Source organism: Clostridium sp. MSTE9, assembly GCF_000277625.1.
Lineage (GTDB): Bacteria > Bacillota > Clostridia > Oscillospirales > Acutalibacteraceae > Faecalispora > Faecalispora jeddahensis.
Genome location: NZ_AKFU01000029.1, coordinates 14,374 through 27,202, shown reverse-complemented (window position 1 = coordinate 27,202; position 12,829 = coordinate 14,374). Strand labels below are relative to the sequence as shown.

Here is a 12,829-nt window from a genome sequence, read left to right as displayed (position 1 = left end):
GGGTGATTTCATGCGCAAGCCGGCCCGCCTCCTTGTGATCCTGTTTTGTCTTGTCTGTATGGCTGTTTCGGCGGGGTGTTCGCCCTCGCTGACGCAGCCGGTGGTAAACCCGGTTCTGACCTTTGAGGCCAAGGCCGATGTTTCAATGGGAAAAAGCCGGTATATATGCCGGCTGCAGTATTCAGCCGGGCAGGGCGCGCAGCTGACGCTGCTGGAGCCGCAGGAGCTGCAGGGCATGACATGGGCGTGGGATCATAAGATCCTTTCGGTCAGCTATGAGGGCCTTACGGTTTCACAGGATAACATGGTGCTGCCGCAGACTGGAATGATTCCCATGATGCTGGCGTCGCTGGATGCGGCTTCGGTAGAAGGCGCGCTGACGACCTCCGGTGACGGGCTGTTTTTCGGCAGCGGCGATAGCCACAATTTTACCCTGACCGCGGATCGCCGTACCGGCCAGATCAAGCAGTTGGCTGTTCCGGAGGAAAATATGCTGGTGCTGTTTGAACCGATTACAGATTCCTCCGAAGAATCCAAGTAAAGAAAATAGCAAATAGCGGCCGAGCAGAAAGAAGATTCCATCAGCAAAAAAGAGAACGCACGCTGCGTTCTCTTTTTTTGTTTTGGCCGTTACGATATAGAATTCAGGTGGTCTTTTACGGTGTTCCATTGTTCAAGCATCAAATTTTTCAAAGCGGCAGGCTGAATCGAAAAAATCGTTTCCCCATAGCGGTTAAAATAATTGGCAATAAAATTTTCTTCCCCTTGATTGTAAAATCCCCTTACGTAGTATTTCCCGTTTTCCCGGTGCAGCTTCATGGAAGGATAGTGTTCTTTATGAAACAGATCCGCTCCCTGAATGGAAACGCCAACCTCAAAATCCACAGCATCCTTATCGCGAAACAGCTCTTTTGAAGGGACGAGAAATTCAGAGATCGGTTTGGGTGCGTATTTTTCACAGCGCTGCACGGACTGGATTCTGTCGCATCGGAATACCTTTGGCCTTTCTGTTTCGAAATGATATGCGGTTGCGTACCATTGCCCATAGGCAGAAGCAACACGAAAAAACTGAACATCATATTGCTTCTCCGAATCTCCCTTTCGGTAGCGGATGCTGCACACGCTTTCCTCAGCAGCCATTTGCAGAATGTCTTTTAAGCAATTGCATTCATTCTTGCTCTGGTAACTCCCTAAGTTGAAAATGAGCTCCATTTTCCGCAGGGCTTTGATCCGTTCTTCTGATATACACGCCTCAAATTTTTGCTTTAGTTTTTCGATACTCAGGTGAAAGGGGGTCGATTGATAGGCGGTGAGTGTTTGCATGGAAAAATACAGGGCATAAACCTCGTCAATTGTAAAAACAATCGGGGACAATAAACGGTTGGGAAGAATTCCATAATATCCGTTGCGTCCGGGCCTTGAGTAAATCGGCATGCCGATTTCTTCCAAAGACTGAATATCCCGAAGTGCGGTGCTTTTCGATATGGAATAACGCTCCATAATGCTTTTCAGATGAAAGGATTTTTTATCATTCAAATAGATCAGCATATCATTCAGGCGTTCCGATTTTTTCATCTTATGTTCCCTTTCCGTAGAATGGTTTCGTTAACTGATACCATTCTATATTATACTACAAATAAAATGAAGAAAGACAGGGGAAATGAAATATGAATACAAAACAGGAGTTTGTGCGGCTGATGGATACACAAACGGAATTGGCTCTGGCAACTTGTACGGATGATCAGCCGAATGTAAGGATTGTTAATTTTTATTTTGATGAAGCCGCGAAGGCGGTGCTCTTTTCTACCTTTGCGGATAATGAAAAGGTCAAAGAGTTTGAAAGAAATAACAGGGTGGCTTTTACAACCATTCCGCATCAGGGAAATGAACACGTCAAAGCGAAAGGCTTGGTACGAAAAAGCAGCCGAACTATTTTTGATGTGGCGGAGCACTTCATCAAAAAAATTCCCGATTACAAAGATACCCTGGAACAGGCCGGAGAATATTTGATTCTTTTTGAAGTGACCTTTGATACAGCCATTGTAACTTTGAATTTTGAAAACATAGAAACGTACCATTTAGCGGATAACACATAGACAAGGCCCCGGAGCAAATTGCTCCGGGGCCTTGTCTATGTGCTTTAGCGTTTAGAATCGAACCGCTTGAGGGAGCTTTTGGCCTCTTCCCCCAAAAGATTATTCTGTGCGGCAAACTTCTGAAGGAGCCGTTCCGTCTTTTGCAAAGGGAAGGCGCACAGGCACTGGATTGCCTTCCAGAGCAGCAGCTCATGGCTTGGATACCGCTCCATCATGGCAAACACTACTTTGGCATGCTCCGGCGTTGACAGCTCTGGGTGATAAAATGCCATAAAGCCGACAGCGTCCAGAATTTCGCAGATTTTCTCCGCATCGTCCCCCTGTAAAACCTGCAGCAGAACGGGGAATACCCCCGGCGGCATTTTTGCAAGTGAGCGGGCAATGATATCCCGCGGCAGCGGATACGACTTTTTTTGTGAAACCCGGTCCGGCAGGCTCTTGTGCTGATTGCCGCCGATCTTTCCCAGAAAGGGGATCATTTGCAGCGCGGTCTCCCTGCCGCCTTTTTCCATAGCTTCACAGATGGCCAGTCGGGTATACAGGCATTTTTCTGCCGAAAGACGCCTTACAAGCACTGCGGCGATCTGAATTTCCGTCTCCGGTTCTATTTTCAGCAGGCTTGCCGCTGCGGTGCGTGCCACAGCATTTTTATCATTCAGAAGCTCCAGAAGCTCATTCTGGCTTTTCTCCCGATACGGGCGGATTTCCTCCGGGGTGGCGTAGCCTCTGCTCCGTAGCTGCTCCTGGCTGCTTTTCAAATAAGATCTATCCTCTCGCTATAGCGGTCATTTTTCCGGGGATTCACTTTTGTCACATTTCACCTTAAAAAAGCAGTCAATGATTCCCCCACCGCAGGTAGGGGAATCATTGACATTTTTACACGAAGTCGCTTTTCAAGCAAATCTGCGGTATAAAAACTTACCGCAGACCGGCAATGATCAGGTTCTGGTTGTGCTCATCCAGCGTTTCGGCATAGTACCCCGTGCCGGAAGCGGAGTGGCAGAAATAATAATAGTTTGTGCTGGACGGGTGAAGCGCGGCGTCGATGGCGCTGGCGCCGGGGTTGCAGATTGGCCCGATCGGCAGGCCAGAGAAATTATAGGTGTCGTAAGTGCTGGTAAAGCCGGCCGGTGCTTCCGATTTTACCCGGTAGGGGTAGAATACGGTAGAATCAAACTGGAGCCTTGGCGTGTCGTGGGCTGCGCCGTTTGTCAGGCGATTGTGCAGAACAGAGGAAACAAGGTACATGTCGCTGGTGCTCGAGGCCTCCGCCTGAATCAGAGAAGCCATGGTCAGCAGCTGATCCACCGTCATTCCCTGTGCTGCCGCCTGTGTCTGAAGGTCGGTCATCTTATTCTGCATGTTGTTCAGCATGCGTTTCAGTGCGTTGGCCGCGCTGTCTTCCTTATAAAAGTTATACGTATCGGGGAAGAGATAGCCCTCGAGCTTATAATAACGGGAAGAAGCATTTGTCAGAGAGGCGATGAAGCTGTAGTTGTCGAACTGTGTGCTTTTTGCCGCCGCAAGCACATCGCTGGCGCTGCACACATGATTTTTCTCCAGAAGCGCCGCAACGCCCATCAGGTTTGTTCCCTCCGGGAAAGTGATGTTAACGGTCGGCGAAAGGTCTGACTGATGAATCAGAGAGGTAGTCCAGTTGGTCACGCCGTGCGGCTTCACACCGTTTTCCACGGTGACCTGGATCGACGCGTGAACGCCCTTGATTTCAGAGGTGATGTAGGTTACTCCGGCTTTCAGGCCGGTAATGCGGTATTTTCCGGTTCCGGCCACACGCGTCACCTTGGCGATTCCATCACGCGAGGACCAAACCTTGACGTCCTCCTGCTTTAAAACGGAGCTGCTGAGAGAGGCTTTAAAATCGTAAATGCCTCCCGGAGCCATTGTATAGCTGAAGGTATCCATACTCAGTGTGCCGACTACGGCGTCTGCATCTGCTGCATACACAGCTGTGGGCGTCGCAAGCAGCGCACAGGATAACAAAAAAGCAAATGCTTTCTTGAATCTTCGCATTCTATCAAACTTCCTTTCACTCATGATATTTTCATTATAGTCTTTTTGTCGAATTTAGCAAGCCGGCGATGCGAATCCGACGGCAGGATTTGCAGGTGTATTTTTGTTTTCTGCCTCCTGCAGTCGGATTCGCACTGTCAATTAACGGGTAAGCTAATATTATGTAGAGAGGCGCAAGACCTATTTAATGAATAAAAAAGAAAAAAATTAAAATAATTGTATGAAAGTTTTTGGAAGAGGCAAAAATAGGATTGGGCCCAATCATTAAACTATTCGGAGCGTGAAAAACGTGAATGTCAGAAGAGGCGATATTTATTATGCCGATCTCAGTCCCGTAATAGGGTCTGAGCAGGGTGGGGTAAGGCCGGTACTGATTGTTCAGAATGACGTCGGCAACCGATTCAGCCCCACTGTGATTGCAGCGGCTATTACAAGTCAAAGAGCAAAAGCAAAACTGCCGACGCATATTATGCTGGATGCGGAAACCACAGGATTAGCCAGAGATTCCATTGTGCTTCTGGAACAGATCCGCACCATAGATAAACACAGATTAAAGGAACGCATGGGGCGCCTAGATGGCGTGTCGATGTCGCTGATCGATCAGGCGTTATCTATCAGCTTTGGCTTGGAACCTGAAGCAGAGGTCAGGCAGGCTACATAGAAAGGCCTGAATCATCAGTAGTATGAGGAATATTTTTACCTGATCCGCAAAGAATAAAGGATATACAAGTCAAAATCAAAGGAGGTAACGCAAATGGCATCGTTAACCAGTAAGGAGCTTTCTGCAATTGAGGATCAGCTCAGTGGAGAAAAACTTTTAATTACAAAGCTGAAGGCGTATTCTCAGGGTTGCTCAGATCCTCAGCTAAAGCAGCAATATGAGGATTTGGCATGCAAGCATCAGCAGCATTACGACAAGCTTCTCGGATTTTTGAATTAAAAGGAGTGTAGAATCATGGATCAGAGCCAGAACCAGAATCAGACACAGGCGTGCATGAAAGACCAGGAGGTTCTGCATGACGTGCTGTCCTCGCAGAAAATGATCACCGGCACCTATAATGCATTTACCAATGAATGCGCAACTCCCCAGATACGGAATGAATTCATGAATATTCTAAATGAAGAGCACCAGCTTCAGGCGCAGATTTTTGATGAGATGCATAAACGCGGCTGGTACCCGACCCCGGCTGCGGAGCAGCAGAAAATAGACCAGGCAAAGCAGAAGTTCCAGAACATGAATCAGAACGGCTGATTAGAACTGGTTTCTATAACCACAGCAAAAGCCCCCAGACGCGGAAACATCCGCACCTGGGGCTTTTTGCTGTGGTCATCAAAAAATGAGTGTTGGAAAGAAGCGTATATTCACTGCCAAAAATGTACTTTCACAAAGCTTACGCTTCCACAAGAACAGGCTTTTTCAGGCTCTGCCCTTTTGTATTCTGCCGGCGCACAATGCTGGAAAGCGTAAAGTTGATGATGAAATACATTCCGGCCATGAAAGCAAACAAGATGAACACCTGTGTGGAGGAGGCAAACCGGCCCATCAGGATCATTCCCTTACCGGTGAATTCCTCAATGGCCACCGCCCACAGAAAAGAGGTGTCCTTTACGGTTGTGATCATCTGCGAGAGCAGAGACGGCACAATGTTTTTAAAGCATTGAGGAATGATGATGAACCGTAGGGTCTGGAAAAAGCCGAAACCCTGAGAATAAGCCGCTTCAAACTGGCCCTTGTTGATGGAATTCAGTCCGCCGCGTACCACTTCTGCCATAATTGCGGTGGTAAAGATCGACATGGATAAAATCCCGGAGTAAAACGCGGGGATGGGGACCAGAAAACGGATGGCCAGGATCCAGAGAATCAGCGGGGTATTGCGGAAAGTTTCGATGTAGACTGCAGAAAGCTTTCCTAAAATTCCGTGATCGTAATTGCGCACCAGGCCCAGAATCGTGCCGAAGAACAGGGCGATCAAAATGGTGGATGCTGCAATCACGATCGTGGTGCGCATGCCCGCCAGTAAAAACAGAACGTTGTCCCTTGAAAAAATACTGCTAAAAAGCGCCATCATGCCGCCCCCTTCTTAGAAAGCTCCGGCAAACTGCTCCAGAATACTTTTTTGCTTTTCTGAGGAAGCACGGCTGACTGAATGTCGTGGCTCTTGAGACGCTGCTCGTAATTACGGGCCCAGGTGGCCAGCGGGAAGCAAAGCACAAAGTACAGCAGACCGGTGGTCACATAGGCCGGGCCGTACAGCAGCTGGCTGCTGGCCCAGGAATCCGCACGGTACATCAGGTCGCCGCCGGCGATCATCGCCAGAACAGAGGTGTTTTTAATCAGGTTGACCGCCTGATTGGTCAGGGGCGGCAGCACGATTTTAACGGTCTGCGGCAAAACGATATACCGCATGGCCTGCACGTGAGTGAAGCCCTGACTTTTGGCCGCCTCCATCTGCCCAACCGGAATCGACTGAATTCCGGCTCTGACAACTTCGCTGATATACGCGCCGGTGTACACTCCAATTCCAAGCACACCGATGGTGAATTTATCCAGCATGATTCCTACCAGCGGAAGACCGTTGTACAGGAAGAAAATCTGGATGACCAACGGGATGTTCTGAATGAATTCTACATAAACACGGCTGACACCCCTTAGGCCCCGAAGGTGCGAGGAGGAAAACATGCCGAAGACGATTCCTAAAAGCAAGGCAAGCGCCAATGCAAGTACAGCGATTACCAACGTAGTCAGAAAGCCCTCGGCAAACGTCTGCCAGCTAACAAATAACCTTCCCCATTTATCCAAAGAAAAAGGTGAACTGTTCATTCCTTATCCCTGCCTTTCTTTCAGAATGATCTGCGGAGTTTTCCCTCGCAGGTAAATCTTTGTTAAAGTTAGTTCAGCTTCCATTTCGCAATCATCTGATCCAGTTCTCCGCTGGATTTCAGCTGCGCTACCATACCGTTAACGTATTCCGCCAGGTCTTTGTTATCCAGCTTGCTGGCAATGCCATATTCCTGAGGGGAATATTTATCGTCCAGAATCGTGGTGGTGTCATCTACATAACCGCTCAGGATAGAGCCGTCTACAGAGAAGCACTGCACACGGCCGGAATCCAGCGCCGCCTTGATTTCGGGATAAGTGGCATATTCGTCGAATTTCACCTTCACGCCGGCAGCGTCTGCCGCGTCCTGAATGGCTTTCATGCTCGTAGAGCTCTGCGCAACGCCGATGGTTTTCCCATCAAGGTCTTTCAGGCTCTTGATGCCGGAATCCTTTTTCACCATCAGTTTCACAGCATCCGAATAGTATGGATCGGAGAAATTATAAACCTTTTTGCGTTCGTCGGTGATGGTAAAGGTTGCGATGACCAGGTCGACCTCTCCGTTATCCAGCAGAGGGCCGCGCGTTTTGGCGGTAACGGCCTGTGTTTCTATTTTGCTTTCATCGCCGAGCAAGTCTTTTGCGATCGCTTTGGCCAAGTCGATCTCAAAGCCTTCTACTTCACCGGTTTTTGTATTTTTCAAACCGAAGTTCGGAACATCCACTTTCACGCCGACCTTCAGTACGCCGGCGGCTTTGATTTTATCCAAGGTGGGCGTTGCGGCAGAGGCGGCGGAGCTTTCCGCGGGGGCCCCGCTGCCGCCAGCGGCCGCGGAAGAGGCGGGGCTGGTGGAACCGGAGCAGGCGGTAGTCACAGCCAGCATAGAGACTGCCAGTAAGGCCGCACATGCTTTTTTCAATGTTGTCATAAAAATCTCTCCTTCATTTATGTGTTTGATATAGGAATCCCTTTGCATCAGGAACAGAAAGCCAAAGAGCCGATTCCCCTAAAACAGGCTGTTATTTCAGAATTTTACTGAGGAAAGCCTTGGTTCTCTCGTTTGTGGGGTTTTCAAAGAAATGCTCCGGCTTCCCTTCCTCCAGGATTGCACCGTGATCCATAAACAGAATCCGGTCGGCCACCTGTCGGGCGAATCCCATCTCGTGCGTGACTACCACCATGGTGATGTTGATGCGGGAAAGCTGAATCATTACGTCCAGAACCTCCTGAACGGTCTCGGGGTCCAGCGCGCTGGTCGGTTCATCAAACAGAATAATTTTTTGCTTTGTAGCCAGTGCCCGTGCAATGGCAACTCTTTGCTGCTGGCCGCCGCTCAGTGTAGTGGGGTACACATGTGCCTTATCGCGCAGGCCGACAACGTCCAGATATTCATAGGCGATCTTTTCCGCATCCTGTTTGCTCATGTGCTGCAGCTTAATGGGCGCCAGCGTAATGTTTTGCAGAACGGTCATGTGCGGATAAAGATTAAACTGCTGGAAGACCATCGCAATGTTCTTGCGGACAATATCGTTCTTATTTTTCGCTGTCAGCTCTGTCCCGTCAATGAATACCTGACCGGCGGTTGGTTCCTCCAGAAAATTCATGCAGCGAACCATTGTGCTTTTGCCCGAGCCGGACGGCCCGATTACTACCAGCTTTTCTCCTTCTTCTACGGTAAGACTGATGTCCTTCAGCACTTCCAAATCACCGAAGCTTTTACAGACATGTTCTAACTTAATCATGTGTTTTCCCCCCGTTTGGTATCTATCTGAACTTGCTGGAAAAGCAAATAAAAAAGCAATGGGGCATCAAATCATCAGGAATGCAGAGCATAATCCCTTTTTACAGATTTGAAGCGCCATTGCTTGAATCTTGCATTTAAAGTTGCAGTTATCATACTCCGACAAGAAGAAAATGTCAAATTGCGATTTTAGAACTCCTGATAAAAAGTGACGCGAAATCACTTTAAAATGGCATTTTAGCTTATAACAGGCTCGGTTTATTAGAGAAATGAAACAAATTGTGACCTTTATGTGAAATTTATTTCTCCGTTTTGAAAAGATGAATTGTCAACCAAAGTGAAATTTACGGGATGTAAAATTTCATAAACAAACAATCTCATCAGATCAAAAATCTGTTGGGTATCCATATTATCCCAAGATGCAGGCAGTACCGTTTTTCTATGGGCCAGGTCAGTTTCTCAGGAATACCACTGCCGCTTTATAAAGCTGGTTTAAAATGAATTGCTACCATAGACCATACAGATAGAAGATTCCGTTTGAATAAAAGGGATGATTCTAAAGAATAGAGGTTCATATAGACCAATTATTAGGGGGAAAGGAGGAAAAGCAGTATCTAAAATTGATCTGCACTGAAAATTTGAAAAATTTTTTTGCTTTCATTCAGTTTAGGGTTTCGTTTTGTGTGCAGCAAGTTTAGAATATTTTTATCCTGTCGAATATATTCAGTGATTTTGCAAAAATCATACAGCGTCCTGCCGTTTGGTTTTCTTAATTTCAAAAACGGAAAACGAAAGGAGAAGAATCCTTTTTCAATACAATACAATTCGGGAAAAAATCAAAAGCGCAAAAAAACATTTTATCGCTTTATCAGATTAATTTAGTATGATAGTAGCGAAACACATTGGATTTCGCAACCAGACAAAAGAGATGATTCCATGATCAGCGGAAAATCGGCTTGCTAAAACAGGGGAATATGACAAAATTTACTGCCGATCAAGGAAAAAGCACAAATTAATTTTGTATTTCAGAATACCTGAATAGCCCGGTTCTATGTTTCTGTGTTTTCTTACGGAAACTGGCATGGTGAATATACGTGTGAATAAAAATACATAAAATTTGCTATAAAATGGCATATAATTTGATTTTTTGAAAACTTTTTTGTATGAAAGCGTTGCTTGTCCCAATAAAAATCCATAAAACATTCACTAAATTTATTATTTTTCACGCCTTTTTTAGACGTTTCTTTGACAGATGACGAGTATACTTAAAGAACAGTCAAAAGAAGAGTCTTTAAAGGATGTCCTTTTGAGAAATCAGCAGACATCCACTTCCTTTTGATTTAGCACGCTAATGTGTTATCTGAATGCTCTTGACGCATTCGTGAAATGCTGCCGCCTGTTTTCTTTTGAGAAGGCCCGGCAACAGAGTGCTTCCAATCCAGTCTTATCGGGACTGAGAATGATAAAAAGGAGAAAGAAATATGAAGCTGACACAAGAACAGCAGGATATGCTGGACGGTAAATACGGCGAAGGAACCGCATACGCAATGAAAATACAGGTTGCGATCGGTGAATCCTTTGGCGCAGAACGGATGGTACCCATCACAAGAGCGCACGTCGCGCTGAGCAATCAGGAGGCAGACCTTTGGTTTGCGGAAAAGCTGCTGAATGCGGGCGCGAGATGCAGGGTGGCCCCTACGGTGAACCCCGGGTTCTGTCTTTCGTTTTTCGAAAGCCGTAACATGGTTTCCCCCGAATACGCAGATTTGATGCAGAGAACCCACAACGCTTACAAGGGGCTCGGCGCAGTACTTAGCTATAACTGTACACCTTACATTGATACGAACGTTCCGAATTATGGAGAGGTCATCGCATTCTCAGAGTCCAGCGCAACGCCCTATGTCAATTCCGTGTGGGGAGCGAGAACCAACCGGGAGGGCGCGAACAGCGCTCTGTGCGCCGCGGTTACCGGCTTTGTTCCGGAGTACGGCCTTCTGCTGGACGAAAACAGAAAAGGAAATATCCTGGTCGAAGTTCAGGCGGACATGAGAAACGACTATGATTACCACATGCTGGGCATGATGGGCAAGAAAATCGGCAACGGAATCCCGGTATTCACGGGTCTGCCGAAGCACATCAGCAAAGAGGCGCTGAGAAACCTCGGCGCAGAGCTGAACACCTCCGGCGCTTACGGTATGTATCATATTGTCGGCTTTACGCCGGAAGCTCCCACGCTCGAAGCGGCGTTTGGCGGCAAAGAGCCGGAGCGTAAAGTGGTCATCACCAACGAGGATTTGCAGGAAGAGCTCAAGAAGATTTCCCTCGAAGGCAACCGTCAAATCGATTTTGCCATGTTTGGGTGCCCGCACTTTACATTGGAAGAAGTAAAGCACATCGCGGAGCGCATTGAGGGCAAAAAGCTCCAGAAAGAAATGTGGATTTTGACCTCGAGTCATGTCAAAGAGATGGCGGTGCGCATGGGTCTGGATGAGATCATCACACAGGCCGGCGGATTCATCGTTCCCGATACCTGCCCCGATCAGCCCTGCTGGGGACATCTGAACGGCAAGGTCGGCATTACGGAATCCCCGAAATGCGCGTACTATCCGCAGCGCAGGGGAATCCATTTCGTCATCAGAGATTTGGATACCTGCATCGAGGCGGCATTAACAGGTGAGGTGAAATAAAATGGAGAAAAAGGTATTTCAGTGTCACAAAATTTCGGAAGGTGTTGTAGAGGGCGAAGCGGTCGTATCGAAGGACGACATCATGTTTTACCTGATCGACCCCAAAACAGGCACCGTCATTGAGCCCGGCCACGATTTGGAAGGCAAGAGCATCGCCAAAAAGATTCTGATTTTCCCGAGCGGCAAAGGCAGCTCTGTGGTGCAGGCCGACGGCATCTACCAGCTCAACACAAAGGGAAACGCGCCGAAAGCGATGATCATTCAGCATCCGGAAACCGTTCTGGTATCCAGCGCGATCATCATGGAGGTTCCGATGGTCGATAAGGTAGACCCGGCGTTCTACGATGTGGTTAAAGACGGAGATATCATTCGTGTGGATGCCGACCACTCCGTCGTAGAGATTTTATCGGAATAAAGCGCGCAGGCAGAACCCCGCCACCGTATGAAGGAGGAAAATGAAAATGAATCGTCCACTGTTTTGGTTTATCGATGAGGAGTGGAAGGACTATGAGATAGAAGTGAACGTCCTGCAGCAGCAATATCCCGATTGTGAACTGAAGTTTTCCAGCTATGATTATGAGCGCGATTTGGAAGAATTCGGCTACCGTGCGGATGCCATTATTGCGCAGGTATACGCGCAGATTCCCGCTTCTGTGATCCAGCGGCTGGAAAACTGCAAAGGAATTGCCGTGCTCGGCGGCGGGTATGATCGCATCGATACAGAGGCGGCCCGCGCAAAAGGAATCGGCGTCACAAACGTGCAGGGCTACTGCGCGGAGGATTTGGCCGACTATGTACTTGCAGCTATTTTCCATTTCTATAAGAGCCTGACCTTTTACCACGACAACTTGAAGAATGGGGAATGGGGTGCGCAGGCCGCGGCCCGGGTTCCCCGCCGGATTTCTCACTCCACCTTGTTTGTGATCGGGTGCGGAAGAATCGGCAGCACGGTGGCAAAACGCTGCCAAAGCCTTGGCATGAGAGTGATCGCCTATGATCCGAGCCGGAGCGGCGAAGCGCTCCGGAAGCTGGATATCGAGCCGGTCACCATGGAAGAAGGCCTGCGGCAGGCGGATTACGTCAGTCTGAATGTAAAGCTGGACGAAAACACAACCGGCCTGATCGGCGAGCGGGAATTCTCGCTCATGAAGCCCACCGCCTATTTCATCAATACCGCCCGCGGGGCGATTGTGAAAGAGGAAGAGCTGATCAAGGCGCTGGAAAACCATGTGATTGCCGGGGCCGCGGTCGATGTGATCGCACATGAACCGCCCAGAGAGCAGGAGCCGATTTTCAACGCGCCGAATTGTATCGTCACACCGCATGTTTCGTATATTTCTCAGGAATCCTTTGAAGAACTGCGCAACCGGGCTGCATGGAATGCCATCCGGATGCTGCGCGGCGAACGCCCGGAGGACCTGGTCAACTGATCCATCTGCCCGGCCGTGATGTCCG

15 protein-coding genes are annotated in these 12,829 nt (G+C 48.4%); 8 read left to right on the top strand and 7 right to left on the bottom strand.

All coding sequences use genetic code 11. The annotated features are described in order from the left end of the window. Positions 1-10: 10 nt before the first annotated feature. Entirely contained in the window at positions 11-541 is a 531-nt protein-coding gene (locus tag HMPREF1141_RS06185) for a hypothetical protein (protein ID WP_009062191.1), read from the top strand. A gap of 89 nt (positions 542-630) precedes the next feature. Here the strand turns inward: HMPREF1141_RS06185 and HMPREF1141_RS06180 are convergent, their stop codons facing one another. After that, complete coding sequence (locus HMPREF1141_RS06180; RefSeq protein ID WP_009062136.1) at positions 631-1,575, bottom strand: YafY family protein; 945 nt, start codon at positions 1,573-1,575, stop codon at positions 631-633. Positions 1,576-1,667: 92 nt separating this feature from the next. Here HMPREF1141_RS06180 and HMPREF1141_RS06175 point away from each other — a divergent pair, with 92 nt between their 5' ends. After that, a complete protein-coding gene (locus tag HMPREF1141_RS06175; RefSeq protein WP_009062179.1) occupies positions 1,668-2,096 on the top strand; it encodes a pyridoxamine 5'-phosphate oxidase family protein in 429 nt (142 codons plus the stop codon). Positions 2,097-2,140: 44 nt separating this feature from the next. On the opposite strand, the gene HMPREF1141_RS06170 is transcribed toward HMPREF1141_RS06175, so the two are convergent. Then, the gene (locus HMPREF1141_RS06170; protein ID WP_009062160.1) at positions 2,141-2,854 is read right to left on the bottom strand and encodes a hypothetical protein; all 714 of its coding nucleotides are present in this window, start codon (positions 2,852-2,854) and stop codon (positions 2,141-2,143) included. A 160-nt stretch (positions 2,855-3,014) separates the two neighbouring features. Beyond that, entirely contained in the window at positions 3,015-4,127 is a 1,113-nt protein-coding gene (gene mltG / locus HMPREF1141_RS06165) for an endolytic transglycosylase MltG (protein WP_009062196.1), read from the bottom strand. A gap of 289 nt (positions 4,128-4,416) precedes the next feature. Here mltG and HMPREF1141_RS06160 point away from each other — a divergent pair, with 289 nt between their 5' ends. The 3 genes from HMPREF1141_RS06160 to HMPREF1141_RS06150 all read left to right on the top strand — a co-directional run bounded on the left by HMPREF1141_RS06160 (position 4,417) and on the right by HMPREF1141_RS06150 (position 5,379). Continuing rightward, entirely contained in the window at positions 4,417-4,788 is a 372-nt protein-coding gene (locus tag HMPREF1141_RS06160) for a type II toxin-antitoxin system PemK/MazF family toxin (protein WP_009062170.1), read from the top strand. 93 nt (positions 4,789-4,881) lie between these two features. Next, positions 4,882-5,067 (top strand): hypothetical protein, encoded by a 186-nt coding sequence (locus tag HMPREF1141_RS06155; RefSeq protein ID WP_009062177.1) that lies wholly within the window; start codon positions 4,882-4,884, stop codon positions 5,065-5,067. A gap of 15 nt (positions 5,068-5,082) precedes the next feature. Continuing rightward, positions 5,083-5,379 carry a spore coat protein gene (locus HMPREF1141_RS06150; RefSeq protein WP_009062158.1) on the top strand — a complete coding sequence of 99 codons (297 nt, stop codon included), beginning with the start codon at positions 5,083-5,085 and terminating at the stop codon, positions 5,377-5,379. A 139-nt stretch (positions 5,380-5,518) separates the two neighbouring features. Here the strand turns inward: HMPREF1141_RS06150 and HMPREF1141_RS06145 are convergent, their stop codons facing one another. The 4 genes from HMPREF1141_RS06145 to HMPREF1141_RS06130 all read right to left on the bottom strand — a co-directional run bounded on the left by HMPREF1141_RS06145 (position 5,519) and on the right by HMPREF1141_RS06130 (position 8,688). Further along, on the bottom strand, positions 5,519-6,193 hold the full coding sequence (locus tag HMPREF1141_RS06145; RefSeq protein WP_035316647.1) for an amino acid ABC transporter permease: 675 nt from the start codon (positions 6,191-6,193) through the stop codon (positions 5,519-5,521). Then, positions 6,193-6,948: an amino acid ABC transporter permease gene (locus HMPREF1141_RS06140; protein WP_051044276.1), complete on the bottom strand. Its 756-nt coding sequence runs from the start codon at positions 6,946-6,948 to the stop codon at positions 6,193-6,195. The genes HMPREF1141_RS06145 and HMPREF1141_RS06140 overlap by 1 nt, the downstream gene beginning before the upstream one ends. A 68-nt stretch (positions 6,949-7,016) precedes the next feature. After that, entirely contained in the window at positions 7,017-7,874 is an 858-nt protein-coding gene (locus HMPREF1141_RS06135) for a transporter substrate-binding domain-containing protein (protein ID WP_009062153.1), read from the bottom strand. Positions 7,875-7,965: 91 nt separating this feature from the next. Further along, positions 7,966-8,688, bottom strand: coding sequence for an amino acid ABC transporter ATP-binding protein (locus HMPREF1141_RS06130; RefSeq protein WP_009062163.1), 723 nt, complete (start codon positions 8,686-8,688; stop codon positions 7,966-7,968). A gap of 1,480 nt (positions 8,689-10,168) precedes the next feature. Here HMPREF1141_RS06130 and HMPREF1141_RS06125 point away from each other — a divergent pair. From HMPREF1141_RS06125 to HMPREF1141_RS06115, 3 genes are read left to right on the top strand one after another with little or no spacing between them, the layout of a single operon-like run. Further along, a complete protein-coding gene (locus HMPREF1141_RS06125; protein WP_009062147.1) occupies positions 10,169-11,374 on the top strand; it encodes an aconitase X catalytic domain-containing protein in 1,206 nt (401 codons plus the stop codon). Between the two features lies 1 nt (position 11,375). Continuing rightward, positions 11,376-11,789 (top strand): DUF126 domain-containing protein, encoded by a 414-nt coding sequence (locus tag HMPREF1141_RS06120; RefSeq protein WP_009062148.1) that lies wholly within the window; start codon positions 11,376-11,378, stop codon positions 11,787-11,789. A 46-nt stretch (positions 11,790-11,835) separates the two neighbouring features. Beyond that, positions 11,836-12,804 carry a C-terminal binding protein gene (locus HMPREF1141_RS06115; protein ID WP_035316646.1) on the top strand — a complete coding sequence of 323 codons (969 nt, stop codon included), beginning with the start codon at positions 11,836-11,838 and terminating at the stop codon, positions 12,802-12,804. Positions 12,805-12,829 lie beyond the last annotated feature (25 nt).